We start from the raw sequence: 15,752 nt of genomic DNA on the forward strand, positions 1-15,752 counted from the left end.
CCGTCGCCGCACCCGCCGCGCCGCAGGAGTCCACGGAGATCATCATGAGTGATGCCACCGAGCGCCCCGCCGACCACACGGCCGCCGAGCCCGAAGCCGACGCCTGGGAGAGGGCGTGCGCCGAGGACCTCGCGGCCGAGAAGGCGCGACGCCGTACCGAATTCGGCCCGCAGACCGGCAGCGCGGCGGAGGAGCTGCGCAAGCTCGCCGACGCCGTGACCGACAAGCTCGCCGGGATCCAGCTGCCCGGCGCCCTCGGCGGGATCGCCGCGCAGGGCGCGGTCAACCAGCTGCTGAAGCAGGCCAAGGCCGCGGTCGAGCCCGTCGTCGAGCGCAATCCGGAGATCTTCGACCACCTCGCGGCGGCTGGCTCCGAGCTGCTCGCCGCCTACCGCTCGGCCGTCGAGGGCAGCGAGCGCCGCTGGACGCGCGACGACCTCGACGACCGCCCCGGCGGCACCGGCAAGGCCACCCGCGGTGACGACCCGCGCGACGACGACGGCCCCACCGGCACCGAGCGGATCGATCTCGACTGACCTGTTCCTGAAGGCTCATGGGCCCGAGCGCCACCGTGACCTCCGGTACGGTGGTTCCCGGCGGGGTTCGAGCGAATAACTGAGGGACACATGGGACTCACCATCGGCGTTGACATCGGCGGCACGAAGATCGCGGCCGGCGTGGTCGACGAAGAGGGCTCGATCCTGGAGACGTGCAAGGTGCCGACTCCGCAGGCCACCGACGAGCTGACGGAAGCCATCGCGGACGCCGTCCGCCGGGTCGGTTCCGGCCACCAGATCGAGGCGGTCGGTATCGGTGCCGCCGGCTATGTCGACGAGAAGCGGGCCACGGTCCTCTTCGCACCGAACATCGACTGGCGCCACGAGCCGCTCAAGGACAGGGTCGAACAGCGCGTCGGCCTCCCCGTCGTCGTCGAGAACGACGCCAACGCCGCGGCCTGGGGCGAGTACAAGTTCGGCGCCGGCCAGGGCCACAGCGACGTCATCTGCATCACCCTCGGCACGGGCCTGGGCGGCGGCATCATCATCGGCAACAAGCTGCGCCGCGGCCGCTTCGGCGTCGCCGCGGAGTTCGGCCACATCCGGGTCGTCCCCGACGGCCTGCTCTGCGGCTGCGGCAGCCAGGGCTGCTGGGAGCAGTACGCCTCCGGCCGCGCCCTGCTGCGCTACGCCCGCCAGCGCGCCTTCGCCACCCCCGAGAACGCCGCGGTGCTCCTCTCGCTCGGCGACGGCACCTCCGAGGGCATCGAGGGCCGGCACATCAGCGAGGCCGCCCGCCAGGGCGACCCGGTCGCCATCGACTCCTTCCGCGAACTGGCCCGTTGGGCCGGCGCGGGCCTGGCCGACCTCGCCTCGCTCTTCGACCCGTCCGCCTTCATCGTCGGCGGCGGCGTCTCGGACGAGGGCGAGCTGGTCCTCGGCCCGATCCGCAAGTCCTTCCGGCGCTGGCTGGTCGGCAACCAGTGGCGGCCGCACGCCCAGGTGCTCGCTGCCCAGCTCGGCGGCAAGGCCGGTCTGGTCGGTGCGGCCGACCTGGCCCGGCAGGGCTGACCGCGATGGTGGCTGAGCGGCCCGGACTTCCCGCGTCCGGCACGGAGGAGGACTCCGCGATCGTCCGTGTGCTCAGCTACAACATCCGCTCGTTGCGCGACGATCGGGCGGCGCTTGCCCGGGTCATCCGGGCCTGCGCCCCCGATCTCGTGCTCATCCAGGAGGCGCCGCGGTTCTTCCGCTGGCGCAAGGCCGCGGAGCGCCTGGCCCGCTCCTGCGGTCTGGTGTACGTCACCGGCGGCGGCACCACCGCGGGCCCGATGGTCCTTTCCTCGCTGCGCGCCCAGGTGGAGCGCACCGAGGACATCCTGCTGCCCCGCACGCCCGGCCTGCACCAGCGCGGTTTCGCCACCGCCGTGGTCCGTATCGGGGGCGCCCGGCTCGGGGTGCTCAGCTGTCACCTCAGCCTCGCCGCGCAGGAGCGCTACGCGCAGGCCGGACTGCTGCTGGAGCGGCTGGCGCGCTGGGACGTGCCGTACGCCGTCGCCGCCGGGGACCTCAACGACCGGCCGCGGGGCCGCAGCTTCCGGCGGCTGGCGGGGGCGCTGACCGACGCCTGGGCGGCGAAGCCGTGGGGCGGGGAGTACACCTCGACGCCGGACGATCCGCATCAGCGCATCGACGCGGTGTTCACCACCGACGGCATCGAGGTGCTGGGCTGCGGGGTACCGCACGGGCTGCCGGGCGTGCGCGAGGCGGACCTCCGCGCGGCCAGTGACCATCTGCCGGTGCTGGCGGCCCTGCGGGTGCCGGCCGGCGCCTGAGCGCCGCGGGCCCGGCCCGCTCACACCACCGCGCCGCCGCCCGTCATCCCGTCGTCGTCCTCGTCGTCGTGCTTCATCCGGGCCACCAGGGTGGCGAAGCCGCCGAGGAAGCCGCCGATGCCCAGGACCGAGATCCACCACGTCACCGGCTGCTGGAACAGCACCATCAGCACCAGCAGCAGCGGCCCGCCGAGCACCGCGAGCCAGGCGAACTTGGTGGTGACGTCGGCCTCGGGCAGCGGAGGCGGCTCGGGCGGTGTGAAGTGTCCCTCGTCCGACTCGTCGAAGTCGTCGTCGGACGGCCGCGCGGCGTCCCAGTCGCGCGGCCCGACGCCCGGCGCGTAGACGACGAAGCTGCCCACGGCGTCGCCGGCCGAGCCGCCGGGGGTGCCGCGCTCCGGCCGCTTCTCGTCCGTGCCGCCGCTGCTCTCCGCGGCATCGCCGGACCCGGCGCCCTCGGTCGCCGTCGCGTCCGCGCCTGCGGTGCTCGTGCCCGCCTTCGTCAGATCCAGCGCGCCCGGGACACCGGGAATGCCGGCCGGGCCGGAGGAGCCGGCAGGCCGGACGGTGGCGCTCTCGTCACGTGCTCCGGCCGCGTCGTCCTGGCCGGAGGTGTCCCGGCGGGAGCCGTCCTGGTCGGGGCCCTCGTGGTCGTCGTCCGTCGGGAACCGCGGCTCCTCGCCGTAGCCCGCCACGATCTCGGCCCACGCGGCCTCTTCGTCCAGCGGGTCCCGGGGGTCGCGGGGGCTACGCTCCACCACTGGTCGCCGTCCCCTCCTCGATCGCACCCGCCCGCAGCTCCGGCGCGAGCCGGGTGAGGAAGGCGAAGGTGTCCTCGAAGATCTGCTCCGCGTCGTGATCCAGCGTCGCGACGTGGTAGCTGCGCTCGAGAAGCTTCTGCCGGACGTCCTGGGAGGACACCCGGCTCAGGATCCGCTCGGAGTCCACCGGCGGCACGACATGGTCCTGCGGGCTGGTCATCACCAGCAACGGCTGGGTGACCTGCGGGAGTTCGGAGTCGACCTGGAGGAAGAACCTGCGCACGGAGTGCGCGGCGTGCAGCGGCGTACGGTCGTAACCGACCTCCGCGGCGCCCGGCTTGGCGATGTCACTGGCCAACCCCTTGGTCGTCCGTACGACATAGCGCAGCACCGGCAGCAGGGCGCCGGCCTTGTCGTGCACCCGGTTGGCCGGGTTGACCAGGGCCAGTCCGCTGATCGCGTCGCCGTGCTTGGCGGCCAGCCGCAGTGCCAGCGCGCCGCCCATCGACAGCCCGCAGACGAAGACCTTCGTGCAGCGCTCGGACAGCGCCCGCAGCTCGCGATCGACCTCGGCGTACCAGTCCTGCCAGGTGGTGACCTGCAGGTCCTGCCAGCGGGTGCCATGGCCGGGCAGCAGCGGCAGGGAGACGGTCAGCCCGCGGTCGGCCAGATATTCCGCCCAGGGGCGTACGGACTGAGGGGAGCCGGTGAAGCCGTGGCACACAAGGACGCCGACCTCTCCGCCGTCACGGCGGAACGGTTCGGCTCCGGGAAGGAGCGGCACCGGGGAACTCCGATCGATGAGGGGGCCTGGCGAGTTACCTCAGGGTACGCGGAGTGACGGCGGTCGGATAGGTCCGGCGGAGGCGGCTCGCGGCCCCCGGGTGACCGACAACCCGTGACCGTCGCAGCCCGTCGCAGCCCCGCCGCGGCGAGGGGGGCGCCGAGGCAGGTTAAGGTCTTTGCGTCACACACAGGAGGCAGTCGGTTGATCTACGGCGCAATGAAGTTTTCCATCGGCGGGTCGCTGAAGCTTGCCTTCCGCCCCTGGGTGGAAGGCATCGAGAACATCCCCGCCGAGGGTCCGGCGATCCTCGCGAGCAACCATCTGTCCTTCTCGGACTCCTTCTTCCTGCCCGCGGTGCTGGACCGCAAGGTGACCTTCATCGCGAAGGCCGAGTACTTCACCTCCCCGGGGGTGAAGGGCAAGCTGACGGCCGCGTTCTTCAAGGGCGTGGGCCAGCTGCCGGTCGATCGCTCGGGCGCCCGCGGCGCGGGCGAGGCGGCGATCAAGAGCGGCATCGAGGTGCTGGAGCGCGGTGAGCTGTTCGGCATCTACCCGGAGGGCACCCGCTCACCGGACGGCCGGCTCTACCGCGGCAAGCCGGGCGGTCTGGCGCGGGTCGCGCTGGCCACCGGCGCCCCGGTCATCCCCGTCGCGATGATCGACACCGAGAAGGTGCAGCCTCCGGGCAAGGTCGTGCCGAAGATGATCCGGCCCGGCATTCGCATCGGCAAGCCGCTGGACTTCACCCGCTATCAGGGCATGGAGGGCGACCGCTTCATTCTGCGGTCGGTCACCGACGAGGTCATGTACGAGATCATGAAGCTCTCGGGCCAGGAGTACGTCGACGTCTACGCGACGGCCGCCAAGCGGCAGATCGCCGACCAGGCGAAGGCGGAGCAGGCCCGCAAGAAGGCCGAGGCGGAGCAGGCGGCGAAGGACGACAGCGCCGCAGGCAAGGGCAGCAGGGGCAAGGCCGAGGCCGGGGCGTAGCGCGAGCCCGGCGAGGGGTGGGGGGCCGGCATGACGGATACGGACATACGGACGGCGGGTGGCGACGCGGCCGCCAGAGGCGCGGGCAAGCGCCCGGCGGCGCTGCGGATGTCCGTCGAGCTCCCGCTGTGGCGCGCGCTCACCGGCTACCGGATCCTCACCCTCGTCTACACCCTGGGCCTGGTCGGCCTCTCCTACCGGAAGTACGAGCACCCGCTGGGCGCCGCCGCCTACATGGGCGCGCTCACCGTCTGGATGCTGCTGACCTGGCGCCGGACGACCTCGGCCGAGCGCTGCACCCGCCGGTTCCTGCTCGCCGACCTCGGCTTCGCGGTCGGCGGCATCCTCATCACGCCGCTGGTCGACACCCACGCCCGCATCATGGACGGCGCCCCCACGCTGCCCTCCATCTGGACGGCGGGCGCCGTCCTGGGCTTCGCGATCAAGGGCGGCTGGCGGTGGGCCGCCGTGGCCTCCAGCGCGGTCGCCGTGGCCAACCTCGTCGAGCGCCAGGAGCTGGCCCGCGACACCGTCCACAACGTCGTCCTGGTGTGGGTGGCCAGCGTCGCGATCGGCTACGTCGTCGAGGTGGCCCGCGCCAGTGAGCGCACCCTCGCCCGGGCCCTGCAGATCGAGGCCGCCACCCGGGAGCGGGAGCGGCTGGCCCGCGACATCCACGACAGCGTGCTGCAGGTCCTGGCGATGGTGCAGCGGCGCGGCGCCGAGATCGGCGGCGAGGCGGGCGAACTGGGCCGGATGGCGGGCGAGCAGGAGGTGGCGCTGCGCACCCTGGTCTCCAGCGGCCTGGTGCCACCGCAGCGCGAGCCCGCGCCGGCCGGGACGGCGGCGCCCGCGGCCGTCCCGGTGGCCTCGGCCGCCGCCGTGCCCCCGGAGACGGCCGGCGAGCCGTGCGACGTCCGGGCGCTGCTCGCGCCGTACGCGAGCGCCGGTGTCACCTTCTCCGAGCCCGGAGCCCCGGTCGGGCTGCCGGCCGCCGCGGCGGCGGAGCTGACGGCCGCTGTCGGTGCCGCGTTGGACAATGTGCGGGTGCACGCGGGGGCCGGTGCCCACGCGTGGATCCTGGTGGAGGACGAACCGGACGCGGTGATCGTGACGGTGCGCGACGACGGCCCCGGCATTCCCGAGGGGCGCCTTGCCGACGCCGAGCGCGAGGGCCGGCTGGGAGTCGCCCTGTCGATCCGCGGGCGGCTGCGGGAGCTGGGCGGCAGCGCCGACTGGATCTCGGTCCCCGGCCAGGGCACGGAAGTGGAGTTGAAGGTCCCCAAGGGCGCCGCGCCCGGGGGCGGAGGACGGGGGAAGGTGAGCGCGTGAGTGAGCAGGCGGCCCTGAAGGTGATGGTGGTCGACGACCACCCGATGTGGCGCGACGCGGTCGCACGGGACCTGGCGGAGGCCGGGTTCGACGTGGTGGCGACGGCCGGGGACGGCCTCCAGGCGGTGCGCAGGGCGCAGGCCGTGGCGCCCGATGTGCTGGTCCTGGACCTCAATCTGCCGGGCCTGCCCGGCGCCCAGGTGTGCAAGGAACTGGTCGGCTCCGCCCCGACGCTGCGGGTGCTGGTGCTCTCCGCGAGCGGCGAGCACGCCGATGTCCTGGAGGCGGTCAAGTCGGGGGCGACCGGCTATCTGCTGAAGTCGGCCAGTACGCAGGAGCTGTTGGACGCGGTGCGCCGTACCGCCGTGGGCGACCCGGTCTTCACCCCGGGCCTGGCCGGCCTGGTGCTGGGCGAGTACCGCAGGCTGGCGACGGAGCCGGAACCGGCGACGTCGGACGAGCCGGGCGCGCCGCAGCTGACCGAGCGGGAGACCGAGGTGCTGCGGCTGGTGGCCAAGGGCCTTTCGTACAAGCAGATCGCCGAGCGGCTGGTCATCTCGCACCGCACGGTGCAAAACCACGTCCAGAACACCCTCGGCAAGCTGCAGTTGCACAACCGCGTGGAACTGGTGCGGTACGCCATCGAGCGCGGCCTCGACGACGCGTAGCCGGCGCCGCCGTCAGCGGCCGGGCACCGGGCCCGTCGGGCGATCCGCTCGTACGGGTGAACGCCTCGCCTCAACTCCCCGGTGAATCAACGAAATCGGCGTGCGCCTTGTCCCGGAGTGCCCCAAATCACCATTAACGTGACGGGGTCGGCTCATTCATGGCCGTACGCGGCCACTGACGGGATGTAGGTGAAGCAGCGATGCGGGTCGGAGTGCTGACCGGCGGTGGCGACTGCCCCGGTCTGAACGCGGTCATCAGGGGCGTCGTCCGCAAGGGCACCCAGGAGTACGGATATGACTTCGTCGGCTTCCGGGACGGCTGGCGCGGCCCGCTGGAGAGCGACACGGTGCCGCTGGACATCGCGGCGGTGCGCGGCATCCTGCCGCGCGGAGGCACGATCCTCGGCTCCTCGCGGACCAACCCCTTCAAGGAGCCGGACGGCGTCCACCGGATCAAGGAGACGCTGGCCAAGCAGGAGGTCGACGCGCTGATCACGATCGGCGGCGAGGACACCCTGGGCGTCGCCACCCGGCTCTCCGGCGAATACGGCGTGCCCTGCGTCGGCGTCCCCAAGACGATCGACAACGACCTCTCCGCCACCGACTACACCTTCGGCTTCGACACCGCCGTCGGCGTCGCCACGGAGGCCATCGACAGGCTGCACACCACCGCCGAATCCCATATGCGGGTGCTGGTCGTCGAGGTGATGGGCCGGCATGCCGGCTGGATCGCCCTGCACTCCGGCCTGGCGGGCGGCGCGAACGTCATCCTCATCCCCGAGCAGCGCTTCGACATCGACGAGGTCTGCGGCTGGATCGAGTCGCGCTTCAAGGTCCGCTACGCCCCGATCGTGGTGGTCGCCGAGGGCGCGATGCCCAAGGACGGGCAGATGGTCCTGAAGGACGGGAGCACCGACTCCTTCGGCCATGTCCGGCTGTCCGGCGTGGGGGAGTGGCTGGCCAAGGAGATCGAGGCGCGTACCGGCAAGGAGGCCCGTACGACCGTCCTCGGGCACACCCAGCGCGGCGGCACCCCCAGCGCCTTCGACCGCTGGCTGGCCACCCGCTTCGGGCTGCACGCCATCGAGGCGGTGCGCGACGGCGACTTCGGCACGATGGTCGCGCTGCGCGGCACGGACATCGTGCGGGTGCCGATCGCGGAGGCGACGGCGAAGCTGAAGACCGTCGATCCCGCGCTCTACTCCGAGGCCGGGATCTTCTTCGGCTGAGCGGCGACAGCGTCACGCAGCTCCCGCTGCTCCCGCCACCCGGCCGCCCCTGCGCCGCCGGACGGCACCGTCGAGCGAGCGGCCGTATATTCGCAGTGAAGGGACCGGCGGGAGCAGTCGTGGAGATCTTGGCATTCGGCGTGCAGGCGGACGAGCGGCCCCTGCTGGAGAGAGCCTTCGCCGGCCGTCACCAGGTCCGCAGCCTGGACGTCTTCCTCAACCGCGACACCGTCCCCATCGCGCAGCACTACGAGATCGTCAGCACCAGCGTGAACGCCGATCTGAGCGCGGAGGTGCTGCAGTCCCTCGCGGCCGGCGGCACGAAAATGGTCGCCCAGCGCGCCACCGGCTTCAACAACATCGACCTCCAGGCGGCGGCCGACCTCGGGCTGAGTGTCGGCCGGGTCGCCTCCTACTCGCCGTACGCGGTGGCCGAGTTCGCCTGGGCCCTCGCCCTGGCGGTGAACCGGCACCTCGTACGGGCCGCCCACCGCACCCGTAACTTCGACTTCCGGCTGGACGGCCTGATGGGCCGCGATCTGCGCGGCCGTACGGCGGGCGTGCTCGGCACCGGCAAGATCGGCGAGGCGTTCACCCGGATCGCCCATGGCTTCGGTATGCACCTGCTGGGCTGGGACCTCGCCGAGAACCCGCGCTGTGTGGAGCTCGGGATGAAGTACGTCGGCCTGGAGCAGCTGTTCGCCGAGGCGGACCTGGTCACCCTGCACGTCCCGCTGGTGGCGGCCACTCGGCACCTCGTCGACGCGGCCGCGCTGGCCGCGATGAAGGACGACGCGATCCTGATCAACTCCAGCCGCGGCGGACTGGTCGACGCCGCCGCGCTCGTCGAGACGCTCAAGGCCGGCCGGCTCACCGGTGTCGGCCTGGACGTCTACGAGGAGGAGGCCGGGCTCTTCTTCTTCGACAAGTCCCTGGAGGTCATCGGCGACGACACCCTCGCCCGCCTGATGACGTTCTCCAACGTGCTGATCACCTCGCACCAGGCGTACTTCACCGAAGAGGCGGTCGGCCGGATCATCGAGACCACCGTGCGCAATGTCGAGGACCACCTGGCCGGCCGCACCAACGAGCACATGCTGGTCACACGAGGACAGCTGCCAGCAGCTGAGCGGTGACCGAGGCGCCGTCCAGGGTCAGCACCGACTCGGGGTGGAACTGCACCCCCGCGAAGCCGGGGCCGCGCAGCGCGTGCACCTCTGCGGTCTCCGCGTCCCGGCTCAACTCCACGCGGTGCATCGCCAGTTCGGCGGCCGTGGTGTCGTCGCACCGGGCCGTGAAGGTGTTGTAGAAGCCGACCGTCTCCGGGCGCCCGAAGAAGTCGATGCGCTCCTGCGCGCCCTGGAACGGCACCTCCTTGCGGACGATCTCCAGCCCCAGTTCCGCGGCGAGCAGTTCGTGCCCGAGGCAGACACCGAGCAGACCGTGCCGGTGTCCCGCGACCAGCTCCGCGGTCAGCGACCGCAGAAAACGCATCTTGGGGTCGGCGGCGTCGGACGGGTTGCCGGGGCCGGGGCCCAGCACGACCGGTCCCTGGTGCGTGCGGGCGGCCTCGCGCAGCCCCGGCTCGTCGTACCGGCGGACGGTGACGGTCAGCCCCGAGGTGCGCAGCAGGTGCGCCAGCATCGCGGTGAAGGTGTCCTCGGCGTCGATGACCAGTGCGTGGCCACTCAGCGCGGCGATCGGCGCGGTGGTCTGCATCCGCAGCCAGAACGGGGCCAGATCCGCGCGGCGGGCGTCCAGCGCGGCCCGCACCCGCGGGTCGTCCGCCAGCCGCGGGGGCAGCTCCGCGGAGCCGGGCCGCTCCGGCGCCGGCCGCGCCCCGAGGGCGGTGAGCAGGCCCGCCGCCTTGGCGTGCGTCTCGGCGACCTCGCTGTGCGGGTCGGAGGCCCGCACCAGGGTGGCGCCGACCGGGACGCGCAGCCGCCCGCCCGCCGCGATGTCGGCGGTACGGATCAGGATCGGCGAGTCCAGGGTCTGCGCGCCGCCCGCGTCGCGGCCGATCAGGGCCAGCGCGCCGGCGTAGTAGCCCCGGCCCCGCCCGTCCGTGCCGACCGGCTCGTGGCGCTCGATGACCCGGCAGGCGTTCTGCACCGGCGACCCGGTGACCGTCGCCGCGAACATCGTCTCCTTGAGGACCTCGCGCACGTCCAGGGTGGACCGGCCGCGCAGCTCGTACTCGGTGTGCGCGAGGTGGGCCATCTCCTTGAGCCGGGGCCCGATCACCACACCGCCCTTGTCGCCGACGGTGCACATCATCTTCAGTTCCTCGTCCACCACCATGGACAGCTCCTCGACCTCCTTGCGGTCGCCGAGGAAGTCCAGCAGGCTCTCGGGGGTGGGGCCCCCGGCCGGGTAGCGGTAGGTCCCGCTGATGGGGTTCATCACGACCGTGCCGCCGGTCATCCGCACATGCACCTCGGGGCTGGCGCCGACCAGCGTGCGCAGGCCGGGGCGGTGCACCACGTAGGTCCAGTACGCGCCGCGCTCGCCGGCCAGCAGGCGGCGGAACAGCGCCAGCGCGTCGGAGGCGGAGAAGTCCGCGATCTCGCCCTCGAACGTCCTGCGGATGACGAAGTTGGCGCCCTCGCCGCTGCCGATCTCCTCCCGGACCACCCGCTCGACGATCTCCGCGTACGCCGCGTCGTCCACGTCGAACGCCCCGTCCGTCACCCGCACGTCGTGCGCCGGGAGGGCCGCCAGCACGTCGTCCAGGGGCAGTTCGCAGGTTTCGCGGGGACGCAGGACGGCGAGCGGAGTGCCGTCGTCGTGGGCGCGGAAGCCGCGCTCGCGGATCTGCCGGAAGGGGATCAGCGCGAGCGCGTCGGTGACCGGCGCCTGCGGAGTCCCGTCGCCCAGGGGGATGTCGGCCAGCCGCTCGACCTCCTCGACCTCACCGATCAGCACCTCGACACGGTCGGCCGCCTCCCGGCCGGGGGAGCGGCGGCGCAACAGGGCGAACGGCGGGCAGGCGGGGTCGAGCAGCCGCTGGACGAGCGCGGTGGCATCGAGGGCAAGGGGCTCGCGGTGCATGGCGGGGTGGTTCCTTCCGGGGAGGAGGACCGGCCCGCCTTACGACGAAAGGCCGCCCCTCGGGCGGCCTTCGCGAAATCTGTGGTGTGCGCGCGAATCAGTGGGCCGCCGGATGAGCGGTCCACCACCAGTTCATGGTCGTCGTCGATTGCGCGTGCATGGACGGCACCTTACCGGATGGCGGGAGGGGCCGCGGGCCGAGTCCGGGACGCGGTCGGTGGGTGGGCGGACGCTGCCTCACGGCCGTGGCAGGAGGCGGGCCAGGAAGGCGCGCAGCGCTTCGTCGAAGCGGGCGCTCTGCTCCAGGTTCGGCAGGTGCGCGGCGTCCTCGATGACGGTGAGCGTCGCGTCGGGGAGCGCACGGTGCAGGAACTCCGCGTCCGCGACCGGCGTATAGGTGTCGTCCCGCCCGACGACCACCAGCGCCGGGACCGCGAGGCGGCTCAACGTCGAGGTGTAGTCGGGGCGCTCGGCCCGCCCGCGGAGGGCCGCCGCGGCGCCTTCGGGCGGTGCGCCGAGCATCATGCGGCGGACGTGTGCGGCGACCTCGGGCCGGCCCGTGACGGTGTACGGGGCGATCATCCTGTCCAGGACCTCTGCCGTGTAGCCGGCCATGCCCTCGCGCAGCAGCCGGTCGGCGGTGGCGTTGCGCGCCGTCCTGCCCTCGGCGCTCTCCGCCTGCGCGAAGGTGTCGGCGAGCAGCAGCCCGCGCAGCCGGCCGGGGAAGAGCCGGGCGAACTCCATGGCGATCTGGCCGCCCATGGACAGTCCGCCGAGCACGATGCGCTCCCTCGCGAGGCCCAGGCCGTCCAGCAGCGCGGCGGTGTCGCGGGCGAAGGTCTCCAGCGGCGTGACGCCGGGGACGACCGTCGAGGTGCCGTAGCCCCGCAGGTCCGGCGCGATCACGCGCACCCCGGAAGGCGCGCTCGCGTCCCCGAAGGCCGCGAGCTGCGGCGCCCACATCGTCCGGTCGAAAGGGTGCCCGTGGAGGAGGACGAGGGGGACGCCGCTGCCCCGGTTGTCGTAGCCGATGCTGATCCCGTTGACGTCCGCCGTACCCGGCGCCCCCGGCCCGCTCGATGACACACTCCGCACAACTCGCCCCTCACCCTTGCCCGTTGGGGCCGTGCCCCCTTGACGGCTCGATGCTATGAGGGACACACTCTCGGTGCAATAAAAACATTGCTCTCGGTGCAATGGTGGTGACCGGGAACCACGAGGGAAGGGTCGGGCCATGGCCGCGGAGGACTACCGGCGCATCGCCGACGCCGTCGCCGCGGAGATCGCCGACGGGCGACTGCGCCCCGGCGACCGCCTCCCCACCCAACGGGCCTTCGCCCGCGGCCGCCGGATCGCCAACTCCACCGCCACCCGCGTCTACCGCGAGCTGGCCCGCCGCGGCCTGACCGTCGGCGAGGTCGGCCGCGGCACCTACGTCCGCGCCGCCCAGCACGCACCGGGCCCCGCGCTGGCCGAACCGGCCGCGCCGGGCGCCCTGCACGTCAACCTCGAACTCAACTACCCCGTCGTCCCCGAACAGGCCGCCCTGCTCGCGACCGGCCTCACGCCGCTGCTGCGCCCGGACACCCTCGACGCGGCCCTGCGCCCGACGGGCCCGGCAGGCACCGGCGCCGCCCGCGTCGCCGCGGCCGGGCTGCTCGCCGGGACGGGCCTGCGGGCCGACCCGGACCTCATCCGCTTCGCCGGCAACGGCCGCCAGGCGGTGGCCGGAGCGCTCGCCTGCCTGGTGCCGCCCGGTGAGCGCCTGGGCGTCGAGTCCCTGACCTACCCGATGGTCAAGGGGATCGCCGCCCGGCTCGGCATCACCCTCGTCCCGCTCGCCACGGATGCGCAGGGGCTGCGCCCGGACGCCGTACGTGCCGCCCACCGCGCCGCCCCGCTGCGTGCGCTCTACCTCCAGCCGACCCTCCACAACCCGTTGGGCGTGACGATGCCCGCCGGGCGCCGCGAGGAACTCGCGGCGGTCCTGGAAGAGCTGGATCTGTGGGCGGTGGAGGACGCCATCTGGGGCTTCCTGAAGCCGGACGGCGGCCCGGGAGTCGGTCCGGGCGGCGGCCCAGGCCCCTCAATCGGCGCCGAGGGCGGACTCGGGGCCGCCGGTCCGCCGCTCGCCACCCTCGCACCCGACCGCACCTTCCTAGTCGACAGCCTGTCCAAGCGGCTGGCCCCCGGCCTGACCATCGGCCTCGCCGTCGCACCGCCCTCGCACACCGACCGGCTCGCCGCCGCCCTGCGCTCCGGCGGCTGGACCGCGACCGGCTTCGCGCTGGAGGCGACCACCCGCTGGATGACCGACGGCAGCCTGGAGCGGATCGTCGCCGCCAAGCGCCGCGACGCCGCCGCCCGCCAGGCACTGGTCCGGGAGCAACTGGCGGGCTTCTCCGTACGCGCCGACCCCGGCTCCTACTTCGCCTGGTGGGAGCTGCCCGCACCGTGGCGCGCCGAGACGTTCCTGGCGGCCGCCGCCCGCCGGGGTATCGCCGTCACCCCGGCCGCCGCGTTCGCCGTCGCCGCGGAGGGCGCCCAAGGGGCAGGCCCCGCCCCGAACGCCGTCCGGATCGCCCTCGCGAGCCCCCCGCCCGCCCTGCTCTCCCAGGCCCTGGCCACGCTCGCCGCCCTCGCCCATGGCTCCCCGGACGACTCCCTGCCGGAGTGAGCGCCACCTGTCGGCCGGGTGACCGGACGCCGAGTCCCGGCCGCGGGGATCACCGCTGGTCGGAGCGGAGTGGAGTGGAGTGTGTCTCAAACTTCGGGCGACTGGCGGACGCCCCCGCGCGACCCCGTAATGTGGGGAACGTGACCGTGAACGCTGAAACCCACGCCGGTGGCAACACCTGGCAAGACCTGCCCGCGGCGCAGCAGCCTGACTGGCCGGACCAAGAGGCTCTGCGCGATGTGATCGCGGAGCTCGAGTCCTATCCGCCGCTCGTCTTCGCGGGCGAGTGCGACCAGCTGCGCGAGCGCCTGGGAGCGGTCGCCCGTGGTGAGGCGTTCCTGCTTCAGGGCGGCGACTGCGCGGAGGCCTTCGACGCCGTATCCGCCGAGCACATCCGTAACAAGCTCAAGACGCTGCTGCAGATGGGCGCCGTGCTGACCTACGCCGGGTCCGTCCCGGTGGTCAAGGTCGGCCGGATCGCCGGTCAGTACAGCAAGCCGCGCTCCAAGCCGACCGAGACCCGCGACGGCGTGACGCTGCCGACCTACCGCGGCGACTCCGTCAACGGCTTCGAGTTCACCGAGGCGGCCCGGATCCCGGACCCGCAGCGGCTGAAGCGGATGTACCACGCCTCCGCGGCGACGCTCAATCTCGTCCGTGCCTTCACCACCGGTGGCTACGCCGACCTGCGCCAGGTGCACGCCTGGAACCAGGACTTCGTGAAGTCCTCGCCCTCCGGACAGCGCTACGAGGCGCTGGCCCGCGAGATCGACCGCGCGATGAACTTCATGAACGCCTGCGGGGTGGACCCGGAGGAGTTCCGGACCGTCGAGTTCTACGCCTCCCATGAGGCGCTCGTCCTCGACTACGAGTCGGCGCTCACCCGTGTCGACTCGCGCACCAACGACCTCTACGACGTCTCCGGCCACATGGTCTGGATCGGCGAGCGCACCCGTCAGCTGGACGGTGCGCACCTCGAGTTCGCCTCGCGCATCCGCAACCCCATCGGCGTCAAGCTCGGCCCGACCACCACTCCGGAGGACGCGCTCACGCTCATCGAGCGCATCGACCCGGACCGCGAGCCGGGCCGGCTGACCTTCATCACCCGTATGGGTGCGGACAAGGTCCGCGACAAGCTCCCCGAGCTGGTCGAGAAGGTCACCGCCTCCGGTGCCCAGGTGGCCTGGATCTGCGACCCGATGCACGGCAACACCTTCGAGGCGGCCTCGGGTCACAAGACTCGTCGCTTCGACGACGTGCTGGACGAGGTCAAGGGCTTCTTCGAGGTCCACAAGAGCCTCGGCACGCACCCGGGCGGCATCCACGTCGAGCTGACCGGCGACGACGTCACGGAGTGCGTGGGCGGCGGCGACGAGATCTTCGTCGACGATCTGCACCAGCGCTACGAGACGGCCTGCGACCCGCGGCTCAACCGCAGCCAGTCGCTCGACCTGGCGTTCCTGGTGGCGGAGATGTACCGCGATCAGTGAGGCCATCCGTCGCTGACCTGCGGCGACGGAGACAGACAGCACAACGATGGGGCGCGGATCCTGTGATCCGCGCCCCATCGCGTTGTGCAGGTCGGCCCGCTATGGGTAAGGTAAGGGTAACCTCACTCAAGATCAGCCAGATCGACGAGCCGTCCTCCCAGGGGGTGACCCGCGTGTACGTCTGCTCCTGCTTCGGCATCACCGAGCAGCAGGTCCGCGATCATGCGGGCACGGGCGCCTGTACGCCCCGCCAGATAGCGTCCGCCTGCAAGGCCGGCACCGACTGCGGCGGCTGCGTACGCCGCATCCAGGCCCTGCTCGGCCGGGGCTCCTGCCCCCGGCGTGAACTCATCGACAACGGCGCGCCCGAGCCGCTGGTCGCGGAGGTGGCCGAAGCGGCGCCCGCGGCGCTCCCGGAGGCCGCCTAGCACCTGC

The 15,752-nt window shown here is 72.8% G+C and carries 15 protein-coding genes; 11 read left to right on the forward strand and 4 right to left on the reverse strand.

What is annotated here, in order from left to right:
- Positions 1-44 precede the first annotated feature (44 nt).
- The 3 genes from ACH4FH_RS14255 to ACH4FH_RS14265 all read left to right on the forward strand — a co-directional run bounded on the left by ACH4FH_RS14255 (position 45) and on the right by ACH4FH_RS14265 (position 2,332).
- On the forward strand, positions 45-536 hold the full coding sequence (locus ACH4FH_RS14255; protein WP_398556105.1) for a DUF5304 domain-containing protein: 492 nt from the start codon (positions 45-47) through the stop codon (positions 534-536).
- Positions 537-626: 90 nt separating this feature from the next.
- Complete coding sequence (locus ACH4FH_RS14260; RefSeq protein WP_393892242.1) at positions 627-1,568, forward strand: ROK family glucokinase; 942 nt, start codon at positions 627-629, stop codon at positions 1,566-1,568.
- A gap of 5 nt (positions 1,569-1,573) precedes the next feature.
- Positions 1,574-2,332, forward strand: coding sequence for an endonuclease/exonuclease/phosphatase family protein (locus ACH4FH_RS14265; protein WP_398556106.1), 759 nt, complete (start codon positions 1,574-1,576; stop codon positions 2,330-2,332).
- Between the two features lie 20 nt (positions 2,333-2,352).
- Here ACH4FH_RS14265 and ACH4FH_RS14270 read toward each other — a convergent pair whose 3' ends face one another.
- The gene (locus tag ACH4FH_RS14270; protein ID WP_398556107.1) at positions 2,353-3,093 is read right to left on the reverse strand and encodes a hypothetical protein; all 741 of its coding nucleotides are present in this window, start codon (positions 3,091-3,093) and stop codon (positions 2,353-2,355) included.
- On the reverse strand, positions 3,080-3,877 hold the full coding sequence (locus ACH4FH_RS14275; RefSeq protein ID WP_398556108.1) for an alpha/beta hydrolase: 798 nt from the start codon (positions 3,875-3,877) through the stop codon (positions 3,080-3,082). The genes ACH4FH_RS14270 and ACH4FH_RS14275 overlap by 14 nt, the downstream gene beginning before the upstream one ends.
- A 219-nt stretch (positions 3,878-4,096) precedes the next feature.
- Here ACH4FH_RS14275 and ACH4FH_RS14280 point away from each other — a divergent pair, with 219 nt between their 5' ends.
- From ACH4FH_RS14280 to ACH4FH_RS14300, 5 genes are all read left to right on the forward strand, one after another.
- Positions 4,097-4,870, forward strand: a complete 774-nt coding sequence (locus ACH4FH_RS14280; protein ID WP_398556109.1) for a lysophospholipid acyltransferase family protein — start codon at positions 4,097-4,099, stop codon at positions 4,868-4,870.
- Positions 4,871-4,900: 30 nt separating this feature from the next.
- Positions 4,901-6,202, forward strand: a complete 1,302-nt coding sequence (macS, locus tag ACH4FH_RS14285; RefSeq protein ID WP_398556110.1) for a MacS family sensor histidine kinase — start codon at positions 4,901-4,903, stop codon at positions 6,200-6,202.
- A gap of 23 nt (positions 6,203-6,225) precedes the next feature.
- A complete protein-coding gene (locus ACH4FH_RS14290) occupies positions 6,226-6,870 on the forward strand; it encodes a response regulator (RefSeq protein WP_398556401.1) in 645 nt (214 codons plus the stop codon).
- 200 nt (positions 6,871-7,070) lie between these two features.
- Positions 7,071-8,099, forward strand: coding sequence for a 6-phosphofructokinase (locus ACH4FH_RS14295; RefSeq protein ID WP_398556111.1), 1,029 nt, complete (start codon positions 7,071-7,073; stop codon positions 8,097-8,099).
- Positions 8,100-8,218: 119 nt separating this feature from the next.
- Entirely contained in the window at positions 8,219-9,235 is a 1,017-nt protein-coding gene (locus ACH4FH_RS14300; protein ID WP_398556112.1) for a 2-hydroxyacid dehydrogenase, read from the forward strand.
- On the opposite strand, the gene ACH4FH_RS14305 is transcribed toward ACH4FH_RS14300, so the two are convergent.
- Both ACH4FH_RS14305 and ACH4FH_RS14310 read right to left on the reverse strand, forming a co-directional pair.
- A complete protein-coding gene (locus ACH4FH_RS14305; RefSeq protein WP_398556113.1) occupies positions 9,201-11,150 on the reverse strand; it encodes an anthranilate synthase family protein in 1,950 nt (649 codons plus the stop codon). The genes ACH4FH_RS14300 and ACH4FH_RS14305 overlap by 35 nt on opposite strands.
- Positions 11,151-11,387: 237 nt before the next feature.
- Entirely contained in the window at positions 11,388-12,236 is an 849-nt protein-coding gene (locus ACH4FH_RS14310; RefSeq protein WP_398556402.1) for an alpha/beta fold hydrolase, read from the reverse strand.
- Between the two features lie 148 nt (positions 12,237-12,384).
- Here ACH4FH_RS14310 and ACH4FH_RS14315 point away from each other — a divergent pair, with 148 nt between their 5' ends.
- The 3 genes from ACH4FH_RS14315 to ACH4FH_RS14325 all read left to right on the forward strand — a co-directional run bounded on the left by ACH4FH_RS14315 (position 12,385) and on the right by ACH4FH_RS14325 (position 15,745).
- Entirely contained in the window at positions 12,385-13,827 is a 1,443-nt protein-coding gene (locus ACH4FH_RS14315; RefSeq protein WP_398556114.1) for a PLP-dependent aminotransferase family protein, read from the forward strand.
- A gap of 140 nt (positions 13,828-13,967) precedes the next feature.
- A complete protein-coding gene (locus ACH4FH_RS14320; protein ID WP_398556115.1) occupies positions 13,968-15,317 on the forward strand; it encodes a class II 3-deoxy-7-phosphoheptulonate synthase in 1,350 nt (449 codons plus the stop codon).
- A 173-nt stretch (positions 15,318-15,490) separates the two neighbouring features.
- On the forward strand, positions 15,491-15,745 hold the full coding sequence (locus ACH4FH_RS14325; protein WP_398556403.1) for a bacterioferritin-associated ferredoxin: 255 nt from the start codon (positions 15,491-15,493) through the stop codon (positions 15,743-15,745).
- Positions 15,746-15,752 lie beyond the last annotated feature (7 nt).

The organism is Streptomyces sp. NPDC017993, assembly GCF_044328065.1.
GTDB lineage: Bacteria > Actinomycetota > Actinomycetes > Streptomycetales > Streptomycetaceae > Streptomyces.